This window comes from Type-E symbiont of Plautia stali (assembly GCF_059731115.1).
In genome coordinates, this window is sequence record NZ_AP035907.1 from 59,887 (window position 1) to 81,474 (window position 21,588).

Below are 21,588 nucleotides of genomic sequence, written 5' to 3' on the forward strand. Positions count from 1 at the left end.
CATTCCGCTGCGCGACCTGTTAATCCTGCTGCTGGTGGTCAACGGCTGGGCTTTTAACGTTATCGCCATGAAGTTTGGCCTGATGGAACTGCCGCCGCTTTTCATGCTGACGCTGCGTTTTGTGCTGGTGGCGGCCCTGCTGCTGCCGTTTCGTCGCCTGACGTGGCGTCAGCTACCTGGCATGATGCTGCTGGGATTCACCTTTGGCTTTGTGCATTTCGGGTTAATGGTGATTGGCATGCAAACCACCGATGCGGGCACCACCGCCGTGTTTATCCAGATGGGCACGCCGATCGCCATGCTGCTGGCAGCATTCTGGCTCAAAGAGCGGCTGCGCTATCAGCAAATCGGCGGCGTAGTGGTGGCGTTTTTGGGCGTGATGATTCTTGCGGGCAGTCCGGCGCTGTCGCACTGGCAAAGCATTATGTGGTTATTGATGAGCGCCTGTGGTTGGGCATGCAGCACGGTGCTGATCAAGCGTTTGCCGCCGATTGCACCGCTGGCGATGACGGGCTGGCTGTCACTGTTTGCCATTCCATTGGTGGGGGTGAGTTCGCTACTCACCGAGCAGCAGCAATTCACTTTGCTACTCGCAGCGGGTTGGCGCGGTTGGCTCGGGGTCATCTACAGCGCGCTGGGTTCGTCCATCCTCGCTTATTCATTGTGGTACGGCCTGCTGAAACGCTATCCCGCCAGCCAGATTCTGCCCTGGTCACTGCTCAGCCCGGCGCTGGCATTACTGATGGGCGTAGCAATTCTGCATGAATCGCTGGATCACAGCAAAGTGATCGGCACGCTGCTGATTGTAGGAGGGATATTGCTGGCAGTGGTACGAGGCACAGTCATGAAGAAGAGGGTGGTCGTGTAATTGGGATTATTCAGCCGGAATGCTCAGAACTCTTTATGTAAGAGGGTTATATCGGCATATCACTCAAACCTGCTATGCGGCATGTAAGGCGCGCACGTCGGCTCAAAACCGTGAGTTAATTCCCCTATCTTCCTGATTATTACTCTCCTATTTAATTAATTCCCTCAATACAGCGCTTTATTAATGTCTGGCACTAATATTTATAAATGACTGCTATTAATCTGATTCGAACAGAAAACCCTTCACTATTTTTGTGTAAACAGTCACAGTATCGACCAATTAAAATGAAAGCGTAAAGTAAAGAGAGAATGTGAAGGTTATTTGACTATATAACCTTTTGACAAATAAATATACCAGTAATGCATATAAACCCCGTTGCTTTTGAGCGTAGAACATCAATCAAGCATAAACAACTGCAACTCAACATAAGTGTATGTGAGACGTGACATGTATTCTAACGCGATATGGATCATGCTGGAGAAGTCAGTCAATATCATCGGGCTGATATATATCAATTCATTAATGGCTAAATACATTGGCCCGGATAACTTTGGCAAGATAAACATCGCCACCTCGCTGTTTATCTTTGTACAGACGTTGTCATGGTTTGGTGGCCAGAATATTATTTTTAAACGCATGAGTGAGAGAGTCCGTTCAGGTATCTCTTTAGCGATGCATACGCAGAATCAGAGACGTTTTTTCTTTCTCATCTCTTCAAGTGCAGTACTCACGTATCTCTACTTCTTTACGGATCTCACGGTCTTTATCTTTGGCGTGGCCAACTGCATCGCTACGTATTACATCGTGATGGACTTCTTTTCGATCTATAACAACACTCAATTAAAATCAAAGATCAATACGATTACCAATATCATCGGATTGTCTTTGGCACTGATGGCCAGATTCTACATATCACACTTTGAACTGCCGATTTACTATTTCACGATACCTATCATCATTATCCCTCTGGTCCCTTACGTCATGCGCCTTGTGTACTTTAGGCAGACCACAGCAGTCAATGAAAGTAGTAAAGGTGCTGTGATGTATAACCGTCATATGTTGTATACCGGCGGGGCCTTAATTCTGTCGAGCATATCAGCGGATATCTACACGCAGATTTCGAGTATTTTTCTGGCTAAAATGATCTCTTACTCAAATCTGGGAATCTATAGCGTTGCGTTAACCATAGGAGGTGCCTGGTCATTTATCGTATTGGCATTAATAACGAGTTTTTTCTCAAAGATTTACAATGAAAAGAATCAACCTGCTGTAGATGAATTGCTAAGTAAAATCAATAGGATTGTTATCTTGCTGTCTCTTGTTGTGCTAGGTGGGTTCTATCTGTTTGGTGATGACTTTATCCATTTGCTTTATGGCAATAAGTATATGGGATCTGCCGAAATTATACCCATCATCATTATTGGCACGATGTTCTCGTCACTGGGAACGATCTGCTACCGGTATATGATTAAAGAGTCCGGATACAACTATCTGGCTAAGAAGATGTTTTTATGTTGTGTATTAACCGTGCCATTCTCCTGGCTAATGATTCGCACCTTCGGGATTAATGGCGCTGCATACTGTTTTTTGATTGTCGAAATTTTGTCTTGTACGTTACTGAATTACTTTTTCAAGAATAAAACAATCATCAAAATGCACCTCAACATTTTCAAAATGAGATAATTTCAATGAGAATGATTAAACACACAGTTAAGTCAGCTCTGAAAATTAGCGCTAATATTTCACCAGAATTCTGTGCTAAAGCTCACTACTATATAAAATTCAAGAAAAAACTTAACTTATCAAACCCCACGAATTTCAATGAAAAAATTCAGTGGCTTAAGTTTAATGAGTTCAATAATGAGATTTACACGCAGTGTGCAGATAAATTCAAGGTCAGAGAATATATTATATCCAAAGGCTGCGGTGAAATTCTCAATGAGCTTTATGGCGTCTACGATAATCCGCAGGACATTGACTATGCTGCATTACCGGAAAGATTTGCCCTGAAGTGCAACCACGGCGCAGGCTACAACATCATTTGTAGTGATAAATCCTCATTGGATGTTGAAAAAACCAACAGGCAGCTGAGTAAGTGGTTGAGTGAGGATTTCTCATCACATTTTATTGAGCCTCAATACCGCAAGATCGAGAGAAAGATTCTCTGTGAAAAATTCATCGAGAATGAACGCGGTGGTTTTCCAGACGACTATAAGTTTTACTGCTTTAACGGTAAACCCTACGCGGTCATGGTTTGTGTCGGCCGTGAAAAAGGCACACCTAAATTCTATTACTTTGACATGAACTGGAATCCGCTACCCTTTGAGGATACGGTGAAGTTGATTAATAAGTATGACCTGCCAGAGATGCCTGATGGCTTTGTGAAAATGAAGCAATATGCAATGAAACTGGCGACGGATTTTAAATTTGTGCGCGCTGATTTCTATCTTCTCAATGGTGAGGTCATTTTTGGCGAGCTGACATTTACACCTTCAGCGGGACTGGATGTGTCACTTCAGGAAGCGGATGCCATTTTGGGTGGGCAACTAAGGTTGTGATCTGTGTACATGGAGCGCCCCAGACAGAGTAGAGTTAACTCTCGCAGTTGATGAATAGCGTTTTGGGGATTGAGGGCGGCATAATGAAGCACTTAATCCCTTTTCATTTATTGATTCAGCTCCGCGACTGCGGCCCTGGCAGTGATACAGGCCTTTAACACCTTACGAGTCTCAATCGTTTCCTGGTCAGGCGGCAGCAAAGGCAAGGCGTTGTAAGGGATTTCAGGATTCCAGACCATATGTTTAAAAAATACGGTTTTATCGACATATGGCCATAACATGTCGATGGCGTAAACATGTCGAAATCATAATATGTAAGATATATCATTCAGCCTAAAATGTTAAATGAACACATAACAGCAAGAGGTCAATGTTAAAGGAACTAATACTATAAAAATCAATGCATTATTCACCTTACAAGATGGGGTTTCGATAAGTACTTTCCTACAGACTATTCTTAGTTATCTTGTTAGGCTATCTTCCAAATCAATCCTGTCAACCGATCTTACGGACCGCCTATCCCATGAAGAAAGTGCTTATTGTCGACGACCATCCGGTGATTCGTTTTGCCGTGAAAATGCTGCTGGAGCGAAGCGATATGGAGGTTGTGGCGGAAACCGATAATGGTGTGGATGCTATCCAGAAGACCAAAGATACGCGCCCGGATCTAGTCCTACTGGATATCGGTTTACCTAAAGTGGATGGTTTTCAGGTGTTACAACGCCTGCGCGCACTGCAGTTACCGCTGAAAATTTTGGTGCTGACTTCGCAGGGGGGAGCAAACTTTGCTCAACGTTGCAAACAGGCTGGGGCTGACGGTTTTGTGACGAAAAGTGATGATTTAGGCGAACTCACCGATGCGATTAAAATGGTGATGCGCAATTACAGCTTTTTCCCGCAAATGGAGTATGGGCAGTCGAATAATCGGGATGACGGCAAATTGCTTTCTGATATTTCCGATCGTGAACTCAGTGTGCTGATCAATATTGCTAAAGGGCTGACCAATAAGCAGATCGGGGAGCAACTGGTGTTAAGTGAAAAGACCATCAGTACCTACAAACATCGCCTAAAACAGAAACTCAACGCACACACGTTGATTGAGTTGATCGATTTTGCCCGTCGTAACAATTTGATTGGATAATTCTTGCTATGCAGCGCTTACGCGTCATTTTACTGTTTATTGGGATGTGGCTTATCTGCGCGCCCGTTCAGGCTTCCGAACTTCAGTTAATGACGCATCTGATAGGCTCAGAACAACCTGCTTTAGTATTGTCCCCCGATGAAAAGGCCTTCCTTCATCAGAAGCATCAGTTGGTCATGGGCGTAATGCGTAACGACTCGCCCCCTTATGGAATGCGTAATATTCGTGGCGAATTTGAAGGTATCAGCGCGGATTACGTCGGCCTAATCGCACAACAGTTAGGCGTTCCGGTACGTATTGAAACCTTTAACGATCCTGAAAAGCGCTGGCAAGCATTGGCGGCAGGAAAAATCGATTTTATTCCTTCTGTGCCCAAATGCGTAGCCAACAACGATTTTGCCATGTCTGCATCCTATGCCAGAGACCGGGCGGTTCTGGGTATGGAGATGAAACACACCAAAAAGCTATCTGATAATCTGCAAGGGGTTCAGGTCGCTTTAGTCAGAGATTACCTGCCGCTTTCACTGTTACGCCAATATTACCCGCAAGCCAGGTTTCGTCTCTATGATAATTATCAGGATGCACTCAGCGCTGTGGCTTTTGGCAAAGCGGATGTCTACCTGGGTAACAGTTATTCGCTAAGTCGCAACTACCTAAATAATGTGCATTTGTCGCGTTACAGCACCTTGCCCGTCAGGGATATCGCCTTCGCGTTTAGCCACAATCAGCCTGAGCTTTTGTCATTATTTAACAAGGCGTTAGCGAATATTCCTTTGGCTGATAAGTTGCAAATCAACCGCATCTGGCAGCCTGATTTAGTCGATATTACCCAGTCTGTTAATTCGTTGACGTTCACACCGGAAGAACAACGATGGATGGCGGCGCATTCTCACGTCAATGTGGTGTTGTTTAGCGGCGATAAAGCGGCGCCAATGACCATTGTGGGGGCCGATGGGAAATTACGCGGAATGGCATACGATTTGCTTTCAATAGTGAGTCTGAAAACCGGGCTCATCTTTGAATATAGTACTGTCGATAATGCCATCCAGTTGATGCAACGAGTTAAAACGGCGGAAGTTGACATGTTCGCCTCACTCACCCCCAGTATGCAGAGTTCGCAACAGATCCTCTTTACTCGCCCTTATCTGCGCAGTGCTTATGCTCTTACCACGCGCGCAAACCGCAGCGATATTCATTCTCTGCCAGATCTACGTGGTAAGCGGCTGGCGATGGTGTCGGGCAGTGGATCAGAAGATCTCATTCACACTCATTTTCCTGATATCACATTGGTTTCCGTGGATAACGAATCTGCATTGATGGAGACCGTGGCTGAAGGGCGCGCAGATGCTGCTGTGGGTATTTTGATGATGTCGGATTACCAAATTAAGTCTTACTACCCCAGGCAACTTAAAATTGTGGCGACCGTGGGGGATCGGCCCGCCTGGATATCCTTTGGTGTCGGGCCAGGCGATCCTGAACTGCAATCCATACTTGATAAAGTACTGTTAAGCATTCCGCCCGTCGAAATGGAGAGTTTGGCAAACCGTTGGCGCCCAGGGGATTTTGTCAATGTTGACGATTTTTGGGCGCGTTATCGTGATTTGATGATCGCGTCCGCTATTTTCACCGGCATCATTATCCTGCTGACGGTGGGATGGGCTCTTTATCTGCGTCAGCAGATAAAACGTAAGGCGGCACTCCGCCGGGAATTAAACAATCAACTGGCGCAGTTGCGTACCGTGGTAAGCAGTATGCCGTTCCCCGTTTCACTGCGCGATCGTCAGGGAAGACTGACATTCTGCAACGAACGCTATTTAGTCGAAACCGGTGTCACCTATGACGAGGCGCTGGGCAAAACCATGGTGGAACATCCCGGCCTGCGCACCCCAGAACAAGCGGCTTTCTACCATGGCCAGCTAATGGAAGTGATGAACTCCGACTCCCGCATTCTCGAAGATCGCCGTTACGACTTGTGGGACAACCCCAATTCTTCCATCGGCATTACGGTATATCAGTGGATTGAACCCTGGCATGACAGTGATGGCACGGTGGTGGGTGTGATCGGGGGATGGATGGATATCTCGGAACGTGAAGCACTGTTTGCCGAGCTACGTGAAGCCAAAGAGCGTGCGGAAGATTCTAACCGTGCGAAATCCGTGTTCCTCTCAACCATGAGCCACGAAATCCGTACGCCAATGAACGCGATCATCGGCATGCTGGATATGGCATTAAAGAAAGGACGCAATGGCGAGCAGGATATACAAGCCCTTGAAGTCGCCTATGAATCGGCTGACAGTCTGGTGGGACTGATTGGCGATATTTTGGATATTTCACGCATCGAGGGTGGACAGCTGGATTACCATCCTGAACCCGTTGATCTGGCAAAGCTGATTGATAATCTGCTCAAAGTTTTTCAGGGATTAGCACTGGATAAAAACATCAGTCTGACCAAGCGCTATCCTGAAGAACCTCTTCAACCGGTTCTTGCCGATCCTCTGCGTATCAAGCAAGTGCTATCCAATTTACTGGGCAATGCCATTAAATTTACCGATCAGGGCGGTGTTTCACTGATCGTCCAGCAGCAGGTGGATGCGGTGAGCAATCTGGTGACCTATACCATCGATGTGCAGGACAGTGGTATCGGTATTGATCAGGCACAGCAGGCGACGTTGTTCCAGCCCTTTAGCCAGGCGGACAATCGTCGATCCGGGACCGGATTAGGTCTTTATATCAGCCGGACCGTTTGTGAAAAAATGAACGGTACGTTAACTCTGAGAAGCGAGCGGGGTATTGGGACCTGTGTGCAAGCGGTGATGCGTTTGCCTCTGATGAGCAGTGCAGGGGAAAGAGACGAATCAATCCATGATATTGCTGCGGCTTTGCCCAGCGGTAAGGTGCTGGTGGTCGATGATAATGCCGCCAACCGCATGTTACTGGCGAAACAGCTCAGTTGGCTGGGGCAGCAGGCGACGCTGGCGTGTGATGGCTATGAAGCATTGCAATTCTGGCAGCAAGAACACTTCGATGTGATCATCACTGACTGCAATATGCCGGGTCTCAGCGGCTATCAATTGACCCAGGTGATCCGAGAATCAGAAGCAGAGCAGTCGCGTAGGGCGGCGTGGATTATCGGCTTCACCGCCAATGCGATGCAAGAAGTCTATGAGCGTTGCATGGAAGCGGGCATGAACAGTTGTTTATTTAAACCTTGCTCGTTAAACAGTTTGTCAGCGGCACTCAGTCAGGCCCATTCCGACCAGGCTGCTGAGTGGGTTGAAGAACATAACCCGCCAATTGAACAGGCGGATGAAGAACAACGCATGGCGGAAAGCCTGCATGATTTAATGGTCACCACATTACAAGAGGATCTCTCCAAACTTGCTGTTTTAACGCCAGCGGAGGATCGCCACGTGATCGCCGATCTTGTTCATCGTATCGCGGGAAGTCTGCGTATTGCGCGGCGTAATGAGCTGGCAGATGCCTGTCTGAGTCTGGAAAAGCAGTGCCGGGATACGTCTTTACCGGTCGAGGTCTTCACACCCGCTCTGACGTCACTGACGACAGAACTTTACGCTTATCTCTCTGACTTACAGAATTCGCCGGTGCTGTGAGGCACCGGTTTATTTCTCTGCTATGCAAAGCCATTTCTCGCGGCTAAATCCACCACATCGCTGATCTTACTGGTTTGCATCTTCTTCATAATGCTGCGTTTATAGGTACTGACGGTTTTACAACTGATATCCAGCTCCTTGGCAATGGTCTTGTTTTTTTTACCGGCGGCCAGATGACGTAGCATCTGTATTTCCCGATTGGTGAGTGACTGTATAATCAATCTGTCAGGATATCGCTGATGATAAGCGTTTTTAGCATGGCGAAATATCACGGACTCGTTATTGGCGAGCGCGGTTAACACGCTGCTGAGTTTTTCAATGGGACAGGCTTTGCTCATATACGCCTGATAATCCAGGCGTAAACTGCGCAACAGATAATAAACGCTGTCGTCTCCTGCATATGCAAAGATTCGGATATCGGCATAACGACGCTTTAACCTAATGAGTTTCTCTAGCGAGGCGTGGCTAAGTTGGGCCGGGTCAAAAACCACAAGATGTGGGCGAAACACTATCGTATTATAGATGAAGTCATCCTCATCGCCGGTGGCGATAATGATTTTATCTTGACGTTGCTGAAACAAAGGCACTAAAACATCGCGAATTAACGGCTGTCGATCATAAATAATAACGTGCATCAGGGCGTCCTTGCTGTGTAAGAAAATACTAAACTATTCTCACACAGCGGTGCCTTTTATTAACCAAGCTGGGTCTTTAATTCATCGAATGACAGACAAGAATATTTTTACGAAGGAGGGATATGAAGATGTCGCTCAACCCATTGCGCCAATTCTTCGGGGGAAAGCGGTTTTGTCAGGCAGGTGTTCATACCTGAGCTAAGACAGGTTTTGGTGGCATCAAAGCCGCTCATTGCGGTCAGCCCCAGAATCGGCACGGGACCAAGACGCTCATTGGCTTCCTGCTGGCGAATATGACGCGTCATCGTAAAACCATCCATTTCAGGCATGGTGCAATCAGTGATGATCACATCGATTTGAGCCTGATGCTTCTGCCACAACGCCAATCCTTCTTTGCCATTACTGGCAACCAGAACCTCATGGTGGTTATTTTGTAGCTGTTGGCTGAGCATCAGGCGCGCGGGTGGGTAATCTTCAACTATCAGCACCTTTGAGCGCCTCTGCTCGCCGGGAAGTGTTATCGGTGTCAGTTTGGCTGGATGCGCACTGAGATGGAGACTCACCGCGCTGCCTTTGCCTGCCACCACTTCAGCGGTAATCTCCGCGCCAGCCGCATGTGCCATCCGCTGACAGGCTGCGAGGCTGAAGCCGGTCAGCGCCCAGTCGCGTTCGTCGGCTTCCTCTGTCACCTCTGGGCTGTTCATGAGTGCGGTGGCGGCATCAAACCCGTTGCCCTGGTCGCTCACTTCAATGACCAGGTGATGGCACCCATCGGGCAGGGTTTCAAGCGGGTAGATTGCCACTGCAATTTCCCCTTGCTCGGTATGTTGAATGGCATTACGCAGCAGGCTAGAGACAATACGGATAATAAACAGCGGATCGAACTCAAACATCGGGGCTGGCAGCGCATCGGTCACGTTGATTTGCAGCCCTTTATCTTCCGCCTGCTGGCGAAAAAGCGCCACCGTACTGTGCAGCAGTGATGGGATATTCACCACCCGACTGTGATTATTGCTATCACGCGCTTCGGCACGGAAGATATCAAATACATCCCCCACCCGTGACAAAAGAATACAGGCGGACTCATAAGCGGTTTGCACATTCTCATTGTGCAATTTTTGCTGCTGCAATCGGCCGAGTTCCAACTCCAGCAACCCCATCATGGCATTAAGCGGCGTGCGCACTTCATGGCCCATACTCTTCATAAATTGGTTGCGTGAGTGCAGCACCTGTTGATTCTCGGCGGTGGCGCGTTCCAGTTGTTCGATTAACGCCTCTTTGGATTGCAGATGCCGGGCCACTGTTTTCAGGCTGTTGCGCAGGCGAGTCACCCACAAAAAGAGACAGCCTGCTATCAATAGGGCGGTGATGATGATGATAAAAAGCGTCCATGAGGTCTCAGCATCGTAATGACTCTGCTCGGGGACCGGGAGGGTATCACGCCACGATGCTGCCAGATGGGTCAGCGTATTCGGGGTGATCTGCTGCAATGCCTTATTGGTCAAGCTCAAGGCCAGGGGATTATCCCGTTTCGCCGCAAAACTGATATTCAGCGGCTTCACGGGCAACGCTAATGCCTGATAGAGCGAGCCGATACCCGTGCGTTTCAGATGATATTGCGCGGCAAACTGTGAGGCCACCACAGCACGTACTTGCTGCTGTTTTAGCAGGTGAAGTGCCGTTTGCAGGTTCTCCACTTCAACCAATTGCAGCGTGGGGTACCAGGTTTGTAGCCAGGGAATTAATGGGTTTTGTCTTACGATGGCAATCTTCTCGTCTGACAAATCTTGCAGAGACAAGGGACGTTCGTGTTGACGATTCATCAACAGTACAGGCGGTGTGACCAACCATGGCGTACCGGTTTGCAGCCGGGGTGCAGTGGTTTCATCTTCACCCGGCACACTAAAAGCCTGGCTGACTAACGCCTGAGGATAGCGCGCGAGAAAAGCAGCCTTTTCCTGATCGTTGTTGATGACATGATAGTCAAAAGCAATTCCAAAGCGATCGCTAATGAATTTCAGCAGATTGATGGAGAGGCCGTCGGGCTTATCCTGGGCATTCATGAAGCTGTAAGGCTCAAGGCGGCTATCCAGCACCACTTTGACTGGTTGGTTTTCGGTTAACCACGTGATCTCTTCAGGGCTTAACGCCAGCACACGTGACGCTTCAGCGGTGTCGTGATTCAACCCCCAATCGTGAGAAATGCGCAACCGACTCACCAGCGGCAGGGCATCCAGCACCTGGTCAATAGCGGTAAGTAATTGTGGCGCACGGCTGTTCACCCCAAAGCTGAAGTTCAGCGCACCTAAGGCTGCATCCGGCGTCAGCCAGACATTATCAAGCTTTAAGTCGCGTGCCAGGTAGTGGGCGGTGGTGCGATTAATGGCAATCGCACCGGACTCACCGGTAGCCAGTCGCTGTACTGCATGGTAATAATCCAAAAAACTATTTGGTGAAGCACCATAGGGGTCCCATTGATGCTGTTTGTCTTGCATTAACGCCAATAACCCGTTCTCAATTTCCGTTTGCTGAAGTAGAGCCTGATCGGAATGTATCACAACGGCCTGATCGTGCAGCCACGGCAAGGAGGCGGCAACGGTACGGTTGTTCTCCAGAGCGGGACGCCAGATGGCCAGCATGTCGATGTCACCGTGATGTAACGCGCTCAGCGCTTCGCTGCGTGTCGGGAAATAGAGCAATTGGAAATGCACATTCAGGGTTGATTCGATGACGGATAAATAATCGGCATCAATACCGGCTAGCACACCACGCTCGACCCCCAGGCTGACAGGGGGCTGCGATACACCCCAAACCCCGACGTTAATACGTGGGTGGCGTTGCAACCAGTGTCTGACATCGGCATTCAAGGTGACCGCAGGCGGGTTAACCTCAATACGGGGCGTTAACACTAACGGTACGCCACCCGCAATGCTGCCGCTCGCGAAAAGCAGGGTATAAATCAGTACGAGATGCGATAGCAGGTGAGAGAATTTCATAATAATCCGCTGAGTTCCTAATCAGGAAAAGTCCAATAAACAAAACAGGCAGGGCGTTATTGACGTGTCAGAATAATCTGGGGGTATTGTGCGAAATTGTGGCGTGAAGTAGGCCAGGCGCGGTCTTGTTTTAGCGACGTCTGTCAGAGAAGTTTGATGGCACTAAGATTTGCCATGGCTGTGTAAGTAAATTCCTACCATTTAATCAGTAACTGTTGACTCAGAATGGTCTCACCTTGCGTTACGATCAGCGCACAATAAAACGTATTTTGTTGTTTATTCTGGCTGACTGATGAGGTTGACATTGATGATTCGTTACGCGGGTGAAAAAATAACGGTGGTTTTACTGGATGACCACCCGATGATTCGATTATCACTGGAAATGGCAGCCAGCCACTATCCCGATATGCAGATCACCGGCAGTTTTTCCCATAGCCACGAACTCTTATCATGGTTGCAAAAGAATTCTGCTGATGTACTGGTGCTGGATTATATTTTGGGTGGCGATGAGTTAGATGGCTTGTCGTTAATCAAACAGATTTTATCACGCCATCCAAAATTAAAGATTTTACTTTCGTCCTCCATGGAAAGCCTGGCGGTAATACGTGCCGCCTTTATGAGTGGAATCAAAGGCTATATTTCTAAGCGTGAAGAGGCGCAGGCGTATTTTGAAGCCATTCGCGTGATTAACAGCGGGCTGCGCTTTATTCCTGATAACATTGAAAGTGAATTAAGCAAAATACCGGTGCGAAAGCGCGATGGCGCGGTATTAGATGGGCCGCTGTATTACGCCAACGGCGAGAAGCTTTCGCGACTGGATACGCTGTTATCACCGCGTGAAGCGGAAGTGATCCGCTGTTTTCTTGATGGCATGCAGGTGATTGAGATAGCAGAAAAATTAAAGCGCAGCTGTAAAACCATCAGCGGGCACAAGCAATCGGGGATGAAAAAACTGGGGCTGAACACCGATTTAGAACTGTTCAAGTACCGAAATGATCTTTTTTGAATTTGAATTTCATTTGGCAGTGCATCAGTAATTACTGACAAGCGGCTAATCCTTTTCCGCTGAACTTATCCTCTTCACTTTAGTAATCTCATTTCAACGCAACAATGCAGAGTTAAACAGAGGACTCACAGGGCGTGATGCTTAAAATCTGAGTCGTTGCGATTATTTAAACTAACAAGGGTGAAAAATGATGAAGAATTCTTTTTGTGCACTTGCGGTATGTGCGATAACAGCTACATCAGTGCAAGCGGTTGATTCGGTGCAGCTACAGCTTACAGGAAAAATCGCGCCATCGGCATGCACACCAACATTGGTCAATGGCGGTGTTATTGATTATGGCGATATTTCTGCTGCTGATCTTAAGTATAGTGATTTGACCGTGCTTCCGGAAAAATCAATTGGCCTGAGTATTTCCTGTAGTGCTCCTACCCCAATTGCGCTTGCTGCATCCTCAAACCGTAAAGGGACAACAGCATTACTCGCTGAGAATGCTTCAGGAATTGCACAACATCCCTCTACTTCTGCAGCAGGTAGATTTCAGCAAAAGGTAGGTCTGGGGTTAACTGCCGGTGGGGAGAAAATTGGCGGTTATTCAATGTGGCTTCAGGATGCGAAAATAGGTGGAGTAAATGCACATCCATTATTTAGCGACGATCTGGGTTCGAACTGGACTAATTTAACGCCCGGGAGCTATATGGGGTTTTATAATGCTGGCATTAGCAATGCTCGCTATATGTCTGTTGCTGCTACTGCAACATCGACTCCATCGGCAATTAGTCAACTGACCGGTAATATTGGAGTGCAAGCTTATATCACCAAAGCATCAGAACTTGATTTAAGCCAGCCAATTAGCCTCGATGGACAAAGTAACATTGAGATTATTTATCTATAAAACCTCGCCATCGATAAAGAGATATTGAAATGATGAAAAAAAATATTGTTGCATTGGCCATTTTGGCTGCGTCATCGATTAACGCCCAGGCACAGTCGGTAGATATTACCGTTACGGGAACCCTGCTCCCCTCATCTTGCACCCCGACGCTTTCAAATGGTGGAGTAATGGATTGGGCTACCATTCAGGCAGGTGATCTCAAATATAGTGAATATACGTATTTGAATGCAAAAACTATCACACTTTCAGTTGCCTGCGATGCTCCGACTGCTGTGGCGATTGAGGCAACCTCCCTTCGTCCGGGTTCAGTCGCTGGAGCGGTTGCAGAAAGTGCAGGGGGCATCGGCTATCTTCAGGGGGGCTGGTATAGTCAGAAGGCAGGGCTGGGCTTGGCAGGGACTGATAAGATTGGCGGCTACGCGTTAGGTATTAATACGTTAAAGGAAAATGGCACACCTCTTGACGCCGCATTCCGGGATAACCAAACAGGGGCTTGGCAGAATGTGGCTTCAGGCACCTCTATGTGGAATTCCGGTTCTGGTAATCCGCGCCAGATCACGCCGGTTGCAGCAGGATCTATCGTGCCACAAGCTATCGAAAACCTCACCATGAATGTGACAGCCCAGCCATATATTAATAAAGCCTCTGAGTTGGATTTGAGCTCCGAAATCACGCTTGATGGCCTGGCTAATTTCGAACTGATTTATCTGTGATGATCAACGTAACTTAATTTACGAGAAAAAAATGATGAAATTGAAAACCTCTTTCTGCTCGCTGGCTATGCTGGCGGCGATGATCAGCACCTCACAAGCTCAGTCTGTAGATGTCAGTGTGATCGGTACAATTAAACCAGCGGCTTGTACGCCAGTTTTAACGGATGCTGGCGTTGTAGATTATGGTAATATCTCTGCGAATACATTAAGTACAACAGGTTATACCGTGCAACCGGCTAAAAATATTGCAATGACCATTACGTGTACAGCACCAACAAAAATTGCGCTTGCAGCAAAATCGATGCGACTCAATACGACTCCGGGTGTAACGACAGAGTCTGCTGTGGGTGTAGGTACGAGCACTGCTGGAGTAGTTTATGGTTCACATGTTGTCGGGCTGGGCTCAACGACAGCCGGTGAGAAAATTGGTGGATACTCTCTTCTGATGAAAGATATTAAATTAGAGGGATCGTCTGCAGATCTTATTTTAAGTGATACTGATGGTGCCAGTTGGTCCGCCGGCGGAGCGCAAAATTCCATGTATGCAGTATTGAATCCAACACCACGACAGATGTCTTTTGCAACCACAGGTGGTGTGACACCTGTAGAATTTACGACGATGACCGGCAACATTAGCGTTCAGGCATTTATCAATAACAAGACTGATTTGAATATTGATCATGCAATTAAGCTTGATGGCCAAAGTAGTATAGAACTAATTTATCTTTAATATCTTTTCGTATTGTTAAAAGGCCCTGGTATCTAACCAAGGCCTTTTTTATGATTCCAGGCCCTCCTAAGTAATTTCCTACAGGTTAGTAATCCTTTCCTGCTGGGTGATCAATGTAAAAAATAGCATAATTTTCCCATTGCATCACTGTGGTTAAGTTGATGCGATTGATTAATACATTGTGGCGCTGTGATTGGCGCATTTAATTAGTGAGGTAAATAATGAAGTTCTCTTCTTTAATTAAAGGTGGCGCAGCAGCGCTTTACCTGTCCACATCAGCATCTTGGGCGACAGGAATGGTTCCCGAAACTTCCGTCGTTATTATCGAACAAAAAGATGGCGAGGGTGCTATTAATGTTAAAAATACAGATGCTAATCCCGTGTTACTGGTCACTACGCTAAAGAATATTAAAGGCGATAATGTTACGTCTTTAATGAGTGTTACGCCACCAGCAGCGCGCGTTGATAGCAATAAAAATCAACGCGTACGTTTTATTATGACAGATAAGACTCCGCTTAAAACTGAGCGCCTTGGACGTGTCATATTTGAAGGAGTTCCTCCACAGAAAAAAGGTGAAAATGTCGTTCGAATGACAGTCCGCCAGAATTTGCCTGTGCTTATTCGTCCAGCAGAATTGCCGCGTGATGATGCACCCTGGAAACGTTTAGTGTGGAAACATAACGGTAATCAACTGACAGTGAGCAATGATTCACCTTATGTAGTTCGCCTTAATCAAGCTGTGCAAACGTTGCCTGATAATGTGACCTGGAGCTTGCCAGAAAGCTATATTCTGCCCGGGCAACATCTGACGTTGAAGCCGGATGAAGGAAAAAAATCAAGCACTGCTAACAGTGTACGTCTGGCACCTGCTACAACCTGGGGTTATGCCGTCAAAAGCTACGATGCACTGATTGTAAGGTGATTTCTGTGGCTAAACGATCAATTGGCTATTGCTTCACACCTGTCGCAGTAGCAGTGATGTTGGCAGTGAGCCCCACTGTAGCTTTAGCCGAAGACAAAACGGTGTTCGACGAACAGACATTGCGCGCGTTGGGCTTTGATCCTCGCATGGCGGCTCAATTTGCGGAAGCGCCACGATTTATGGCGGGCGAAAGTCGTGTGGCATTGAAAGTGAATGGTAGCGATCGCGGGCGTTTAACGATGCGTTTTAATGAAACAGGTCAACCTTGTGTTGATGGTGAGTTCATTAAAGCTGCTGGTTTGAAAATGCCATCAGGAATGATGAAGGACGCTAGCTGCTTTGATTTAAAAATGGCATGGCAGCAGGCCGAATGGTTATTAAATTCAAACGAAAGCAGTGTTGAATTAGTTTTACCGGCGGAGGCTGTGTCAATACAGAGCGATGAACACACTTCCTGGCATCATGGTGGTATTGCAGGTTTAGTTAACTATGATGCCCAATATAGTGGCAGTCGTGGAGCAATTGCAGGGCTGGAATTCATGCAGTTGGCAACCGAAGCAGGTTTCAACGCGAGTGACTGGATTGTTCGCAGTCGCCAGACATTTACGCGTTTTAACGGTGTCGATAATGTGAATCATGAAGCCGCTTATGCACAACGTACTTTTGCGGGTTTAGGCAAAGTCATGCAGGCGGGTCAGATTAGTTTGGGCAACTCCATGTTTGGTGCAGGCCAGGTACGAGGTGTCCAATTTCTCCCAGAACAAGCTTTGCAAAAAAGTAACGATGGTCCGGGTTTAGTGGAAGGCATTGCTGACAGCCAGTCTGTAGTTGAAGTACGACAATCCGGGGTGCTGGTCTATAGCACTACCGTTCCTGCCGGACCATTCCGGCTGCGGGGATTTCCTTTGCTAAACACCCGTAGCGATTTAGAGGTAACGCTAACTGCCAGTGAGGGTACGCAACGTAAATTTATTGTGCCTGCTTCCAGTCTATTGCTCAATGGCAGTGTTATCTCCCCAGGTTGGTCTTTTGGTATCGGTAAACTTGAGCAGCAAGGAAGTCGCGAAGCGCCTCTATTGGTGACGGCAGCCAATGGATGGCCATTATTAGACCGTGTAAGCGTAAATGCAGGGGTTATGGGTTCTGATCCATGGCGCGCTTTGGCTGCTAATGTTAACTCTCAATTATGGCAACGTAGCCAACTCAACCTGCAAATCACGGGTGCGCAGGATAAGCGACATAATAGTCAAGGTGTTCAGGCGAACATGATGTTCGGCCAGCCTATTACTGAGAAAATTACCGCCAGTTTGGGTGTGAGCCGGCAAACTATTGGATATCGCGAATTGAGTGATGCGTTATCCCCCGAGAAGCAAACCAACAATGGGCGTACCCGAGACCAAATCAGTGTTGGCTTAGGTTGGTCGCAGGATTACCTCGGCAACTTCTCACTTTCATGGGCTCGTAGTAATACCTTTAATGGCGATGCTGTGAATTACTTACGTACCAGTTGGAGCCGAGCGTTCGGTCGCGCTTATGTTGGTGTGAGTCTTGAGAAAGACAGTGGTGGGCGCTATCGCGATAGCGATAAACGTGCATATCTGACTCTCAGTTTGCCACTGGGTAGCAATCGCAGCATCAGCAGTTACATTTCATCTAACGAGAAAAACACTCGAGGTGGACTGCGTTACAGTGAACGTTTAAGCCAGGACCGAGGCTTTAGCCTTTCAACCGAGCGTGATTTCCGAACTCGCCGTACATCGGGAACGGCGGGCATAGATATGGCAACTCCTGTTAGTTTAGTCAGTGCCAGCATTACGAGTAATTCGGATAATTACACGAGTTATTCTGCACGTGCTAGTGGTGCATTAGTGGCACATGACGGTGGGGTTACCCCGTCAGCATACCGAGTTGGTGATACTTTCGGTGTCGCCAAAGTCGGTGAAGAGAAGGGGGTTAGGCTCAGTACCCCCTCAGGGCCTGCATGGACTGATGGTCGTGGATATGCTGTTTTGCCATCGCTTAGCAGTTTCCAACGCTCCACTATTCAAGTGGATACTCGTTCATTGGCAAAAAACGTTGATATTGATAATGCCTGGAATGAAACCGATGCCGCGCGCGGTTCGGTAAGCTCTATCCATTTCAATGTGGTACGAACTCGGCGTGTTTTAGTCTCGGTTAATGACCAGAATGGAAAAGCACTGCCATATAGCGCCAGTGTGTTTGATCAGGACGGTAATTTCATCTCTGTGGTGGGTGAAAACGGCAATATTTTTATTCCCGATGCTGAGAATGCGCGAAAAATGGATGTGCAAATGTCAGGGAAAACCTTATGTAGTTTTAGGCTTTCACTGGAAAACGCCCCCTCAGGTAATGAGCTTTACGAAAATTCCAAAGCTATTTGCCGCGTTGAGTGATGAGACAATTATGAATTTTAAAAAATTATCATTAGTGTTATTCGGCACATTTTTTAGCCTGTCGAGTTTTGCTAGTGAAATGAGTGATGTTTCGCAGTCTGTTATGCCAATTGACCCGAGATGTAATATATCTGTCGGTGATAGTGCCATTGATTTTGGCATGTTATCACGTGGACAGTTGCAACGTGATAACAAAACATTTAGTCCTGGCACACGTGTGCTGATGCTGAATGTTGTCTGTCCCGATGCGCAGTTAATAAAAATGATTGCACAAGGACTGTCGGATGAAAGCGGAAATATTCGATATGGTACAGCGGGAAGATTAAAACTTAAATTGAGTGACGCCTGGTTAGATGGTCGTTCAGTTGCACTGATTGATGTCACTGATGATAGGAATACTCCACAGTCCCAGATTTCATTGAAAGCAGGGACACGTTTTTCTGCCTGGGTAAACGGGGCTGCTGCGATGGGTAAAAACTTTCAAGCGAAACTTGAGATTGTCCCTGTGATGGAAGATTGTGCTGCTCGTGTAAGGCAAATAACGACTAGCAATGCTTATTTCTCAATTGAAATGAATAAATAATTAGCATCTTAATGGCTCACTGAATCGGACTCAGTGAGCTGTTTTATCATGCCTGACTTACCCGACTTGTCATTGATAAGGATACGCCATGACAAAAAGTATGTTTAATTTATCTTTTTTATACCTTTCGATTATCTCAACTGCTTCTGCAGAAAGAAATCCCCAACCTCCTATATTCATAGGCTCTACGCACCTTATCATCACTAATGCGTCTATTATCGCAGCGGGTACTCAGCGAGGCGTTGAAATATATAATCCCTCAGGGAGTGGCCGCGGTAGTATCCATCTCGATGACAGCGATATTATTACAGAGCTAGGTGACGGTATTTACCTGCTCAGCGGGGATGCAATACTAAAAAATGTGACAGTCACGACTAATGATGGGAAAGGCATTAACGTTAATAATTTTTCAAGTGCTTCACTTATTAACAGTAGCATCCGCACAAAGAACAATCGTGCAGATGGTATGTGGCTGGCAAGCGGCGGCACTCTTTCTGCGATCGACGCGTCCAATATTACTACAATGGGTGATATGTCGCATGCCCTCAACGCGCAGTACGGCAAAGCCACTGTCAATGACAGTGTGCTGAGTACATCAGGCAGTGGCAGTTACGGGCTTTACAGTGAGAATGAAGTCAGTGGCAGTGGCAATACCATCACCACGCAAGGCACCAGTGGCATTGGCGTATTTGCCGCGCGCGGCGGGGTGATCTCATTAATGAACACCACGATTACCACTGCAGGAGATGGCGCGGCCGGACTGCTGGCCTATCCCGGCTCAACCATCAAGGGTGATGGGTTAACCGTGACTACCCTCGGGAGTGATGCGGCGGCGGGCTGGGTACGTGAGGGTAATCTGACGCTGAGCAACGGAAAACTCAGTGCTAACAGTAGTAGCGGTATCGGTTTACTGATGACGTCGGGTATCAACGGTATTGTCAGCGATATCACGCTGGACAATACCCAGGTCAACAGTAGTGGCAATGTATTACAGGGCAACAGCAATGCCTTAGCCGCAGTCACCGCCTGCCATGGCTCGGTACTCACCGGTAACGTCCGCACTGACACCACCAGCCGCATCGCTCTTGCATTGAACAGTGGTTCCTCGCTGGCAGGTACGGTGACCGGTTTAGACAGCTTCAGTATTGATGGCAGCAGTCGCTGGTTGCTCAATGGCGACTCATCACTCAACCAGCTGAATAATAACGGCACCGTAACCTTTAGTGACGCACCATCCGGCTTTAAAACTCTCGCGTTAAGTACGCTCAGCGGTAACGGCGGTTTCGTGATGAATAGCGATATTGCTGCGCTGAGTGCCGATCGTATTGATGTCAGCGGTGATATCAGCGGCTCACATCTACTGTCGGTGAAGAACAGCGGTGCAGAACCCAGTGCACCAGATGGCATCGTGACACTGGTGACCAGTGGCGGTGGCGCGGGAGTCTTCAGACTGGCCGGCGGTGCAGTGGACGCCGGGGCATACCGTTACGCCTTGCAAAAAAGCGGTAATAACTGGGTGTTAGCGGCGAAGACCAACAGTGGGGGAGCGCTGTTGCCATCGCCCACCGCCGCCAGCGCTCTGGGTCTGGTGAACGCCATTCCCACCGCATGGTACAGCGAACTGAGTACCTTACGCAGCCGTCTGGGTGAAGTGCGTGAAGGGAACCGTGAGGGCGGAGCATGGATTCAAACCCGTGGCAGCAAAACGCGGGTCGATAATCAGGCCGGTGTGGCGTATCAGCAAAATCAGCAGAGTGTGACCCTTGGCGTGGACAGCGCGCGTGCGGTGGAATCCGGTCAGGTGATCAACGGTTTGTTCAGCGGTATCAGCAATAGCGATCTGGATTTCAAAGGGGGCAGCACCGGTAGCATCAACAGCTTCTATCTGGGTGCTTACAGCAGTTGGTTGCACCAGGACGGTTGGTTTACCGACAGCGTGCTGAAGTTGAACAACTACAACGCACGCGCCAATGCCGTGATGTCGGACGGTGAACGCAGCAAAGGTGGATTTAGTGTGCCCGCACTGGGTCTTTCCTTTGAGGCGGGACGCAAACTGCAACTTGATGATGGCTGGTTCGTTGAGCCGTCGGCACAGTTGAGCACGTTGTGGGCGAAGAGTGATAGTTTCCGCTTTGATAATGGCCTGGCTGCCCGTAGCGGTTCGGCACGCTCGCAACAAGTTGCGCTGCACGACGTCGTGGGCAAGTCACTGACCTTATCCCAGGGGGCGCAGTTAACGCCGTGGGTACGGTTATCAGCGATTCAGGAGCTGGAAAACAACAACCGCATGACCCTTAACGATCAGCGTTTCAGCAATGATCTGGCCGGTACGCGCGCAGAGATGACATTGGGGATGTCTGCTCAGCTTCAACCTGATCTACAGCTTTATACCGAAGCAGCGACCAGCAAAGGACGGCATATGAACAGCCCGTGGAATGCGGCTTTCGGTGTGCGCTGGAGCTGGTAATCACGGATATCCGGCGGCATCTTGTCGCCGGAATTTTACTCAACAGATAAG

The 21,588-nt window shown here is 48.0% G+C and carries 15 protein-coding genes and 1 pseudogene; 13 read left to right on the plus strand and 3 right to left on the minus strand.

Going from position 1 to position 21,588, the window contains the following annotated elements:
* The first annotated feature begins 1 nt into the window (after position 1).
* The 3 genes from AC6I8L_RS20215 (at position 2) to AC6I8L_RS20225 (ending at position 3,426) form a co-directional block, all read left to right on the plus strand.
* The gene (locus AC6I8L_RS20215) at positions 2 to 868 is read left to right on the plus strand and encodes a DMT family transporter (RefSeq protein WP_058960476.1); all 867 of its coding nucleotides are present in this window, start codon (positions 2 to 4) and stop codon (positions 866 to 868) included.
* Between the two features lie 447 nt (positions 869 to 1,315).
* Positions 1,316 to 2,551 (plus strand): oligosaccharide flippase family protein, encoded by a 1,236-nt coding sequence (locus tag AC6I8L_RS20220; protein ID WP_498014631.1) that lies wholly within the window; start codon positions 1,316 to 1,318, stop codon positions 2,549 to 2,551.
* Between the two features lie 5 nt (positions 2,552 to 2,556).
* Positions 2,557 to 3,426, plus strand: a complete 870-nt coding sequence (locus tag AC6I8L_RS20225) for an ATP-grasp fold amidoligase family protein (protein ID WP_058960414.1) — start codon at positions 2,557 to 2,559, stop codon at positions 3,424 to 3,426.
* Positions 3,427 to 3,542: 116 nt separating this feature from the next.
* Here AC6I8L_RS20225 and AC6I8L_RS20230 read toward each other — a convergent pair.
* Positions 3,543 to 3,665 (minus strand): annotated as a pseudogene (locus AC6I8L_RS20230) (Fic family protein); the annotation flags it as partial.
* 284 nt (positions 3,666 to 3,949) lie between these two features.
* Between AC6I8L_RS20230 and AC6I8L_RS20235 the strand changes: the two are divergent.
* Together AC6I8L_RS20235 and AC6I8L_RS20240 are read left to right on the plus strand one after the other, a co-directional pair.
* Positions 3,950 to 4,567, plus strand: coding sequence for a response regulator transcription factor (locus tag AC6I8L_RS20235; RefSeq protein WP_058960413.1), 618 nt, complete (start codon positions 3,950 to 3,952; stop codon positions 4,565 to 4,567).
* 185 nt (positions 4,568 to 4,752) lie between these two features.
* The gene (locus AC6I8L_RS20240; RefSeq protein ID WP_498014632.1) at positions 4,753 to 8,178 is read left to right on the plus strand and encodes a transporter substrate-binding domain-containing protein; all 3,426 of its coding nucleotides are present in this window, start codon (positions 4,753 to 4,755) and stop codon (positions 8,176 to 8,178) included.
* Positions 8,179 to 8,198: 20 nt separating this feature from the next.
* Here AC6I8L_RS20240 and AC6I8L_RS20245 read toward each other — a convergent pair whose 3' ends face one another.
* Positions 8,199 to 8,813 carry a LuxR C-terminal-related transcriptional regulator gene (locus AC6I8L_RS20245; RefSeq protein WP_479399952.1) on the minus strand — a complete coding sequence of 205 codons (615 nt, stop codon included), beginning with the start codon at positions 8,811 to 8,813 and terminating at the stop codon, positions 8,199 to 8,201.
* Positions 8,814 to 8,920: 107 nt separating this feature from the next.
* Positions 8,921 to 11,809 carry a response regulator gene (locus tag AC6I8L_RS20250; protein ID WP_479399953.1) on the minus strand — a complete coding sequence of 963 codons (2,889 nt, stop codon included), beginning with the start codon at positions 11,807 to 11,809 and terminating at the stop codon, positions 8,921 to 8,923.
* Positions 11,810 to 12,170: 361 nt separating this feature from the next.
* On the opposite strand from AC6I8L_RS20250, the gene AC6I8L_RS20255 reads away from it, so the two are divergent.
* From AC6I8L_RS20255 to AC6I8L_RS20290, 8 genes are all read left to right on the plus strand, one after another.
* Positions 12,171 to 12,815 carry a response regulator gene (locus tag AC6I8L_RS20255; protein ID WP_498014764.1) on the plus strand — a complete coding sequence of 215 codons (645 nt, stop codon included), beginning with the start codon at positions 12,171 to 12,173 and terminating at the stop codon, positions 12,813 to 12,815.
* A gap of 187 nt (positions 12,816 to 13,002) precedes the next feature.
* Entirely contained in the window at positions 13,003 to 13,707 is a 705-nt protein-coding gene (locus tag AC6I8L_RS20260) for a DUF1120 domain-containing protein (protein WP_058960407.1), read from the plus strand.
* Between the two features lie 29 nt (positions 13,708 to 13,736).
* Positions 13,737 to 14,420 carry a DUF1120 domain-containing protein gene (locus tag AC6I8L_RS20265; RefSeq protein WP_058960406.1) on the plus strand — a complete coding sequence of 228 codons (684 nt, stop codon included), beginning with the start codon at positions 13,737 to 13,739 and terminating at the stop codon, positions 14,418 to 14,420.
* 31 nt (positions 14,421 to 14,451) lie between these two features.
* A complete protein-coding gene (locus AC6I8L_RS20270; RefSeq protein WP_082678112.1) occupies positions 14,452 to 15,150 on the plus strand; it encodes a DUF1120 domain-containing protein in 699 nt (232 codons plus the stop codon).
* A gap of 221 nt (positions 15,151 to 15,371) precedes the next feature.
* On the plus strand, positions 15,372 to 16,073 hold the full coding sequence (locus AC6I8L_RS20275; protein WP_058960404.1) for a fimbria/pilus chaperone family protein: 702 nt from the start codon (positions 15,372 to 15,374) through the stop codon (positions 16,071 to 16,073).
* Positions 16,074 to 16,078: 5 nt separating this feature from the next.
* On the plus strand, positions 16,079 to 18,487 hold the full coding sequence (locus AC6I8L_RS20280; RefSeq protein WP_153012289.1) for a fimbria/pilus outer membrane usher protein: 2,409 nt from the start codon (positions 16,079 to 16,081) through the stop codon (positions 18,485 to 18,487).
* Between the two features lie 10 nt (positions 18,488 to 18,497).
* A complete protein-coding gene (locus AC6I8L_RS20285) occupies positions 18,498 to 19,070 on the plus strand; it encodes a DUF1120 domain-containing protein (protein WP_058960402.1) in 573 nt (190 codons plus the stop codon).
* A 466-nt stretch (positions 19,071 to 19,536) separates the two neighbouring features.
* Complete coding sequence (locus AC6I8L_RS20290) at positions 19,537 to 21,537, plus strand: autotransporter outer membrane beta-barrel domain-containing protein (RefSeq protein WP_498014647.1); 2,001 nt, start codon at positions 19,537 to 19,539, stop codon at positions 21,535 to 21,537.
* Positions 21,538 to 21,588: the final 51 nt, after the last annotated feature.

Bases quoted from the DNA above. Each gene is read 5' to 3' on its own strand.
- AC6I8L_RS20220 (WP_498014631.1), top strand. From the start codon at position 1,316: ATGTATTCTAACGCGATATGGATCATGCTGGAGAAGTCAGTCAATATC.
- AC6I8L_RS20225 (WP_058960414.1), top strand. From the start codon at position 2,557: ATGAGAATGATTAAACACACAGTTAAGTCAGCTCTGAAAATTAGCGCT.
- AC6I8L_RS20235 (WP_058960413.1), top strand. From the start codon at position 3,950: ATGAAGAAAGTGCTTATTGTCGACGACCATCCGGTGATTCGTTTTGCC.
- AC6I8L_RS20240 (WP_498014632.1), top strand. From the start codon at position 4,753: ATGCGTAACGACTCGCCCCCTTATGGAATGCGTAATATTCGTGGCGAA.
- AC6I8L_RS20245 (WP_479399952.1), bottom strand. From the start codon at position 8,813: ATGCACGTTATTATTTATGATCGACAGCCGTTAATTCGCGATGTTTTA.
- AC6I8L_RS20250 (WP_479399953.1), bottom strand. From the start codon at position 11,809: ATGAAATTCTCTCACCTGCTATCGCATCTCGTACTGATTTATACCCTG.
- AC6I8L_RS20255 (WP_498014764.1), top strand. From the start codon at position 12,171: ATGATTCGATTATCACTGGAAATGGCAGCCAGCCACTATCCCGATATG.
- AC6I8L_RS20260 (WP_058960407.1), top strand. From the start codon at position 13,003: ATGATGAAGAATTCTTTTTGTGCACTTGCGGTATGTGCGATAACAGCT.
- AC6I8L_RS20265 (WP_058960406.1), top strand. From the start codon at position 13,737: ATGATGAAAAAAAATATTGTTGCATTGGCCATTTTGGCTGCGTCATCG.
- AC6I8L_RS20270 (WP_082678112.1), top strand. From the start codon at position 14,452: ATGATGAAATTGAAAACCTCTTTCTGCTCGCTGGCTATGCTGGCGGCG.
- AC6I8L_RS20275 (WP_058960404.1), top strand. From the start codon at position 15,372: ATGAAGTTCTCTTCTTTAATTAAAGGTGGCGCAGCAGCGCTTTACCTG.
- AC6I8L_RS20285 (WP_058960402.1), top strand. From the start codon at position 18,498: ATGAATTTTAAAAAATTATCATTAGTGTTATTCGGCACATTTTTTAGC.
- AC6I8L_RS20290 (WP_498014647.1), top strand. From the start codon at position 19,537: ATGTGGCTGGCAAGCGGCGGCACTCTTTCTGCGATCGACGCGTCCAAT.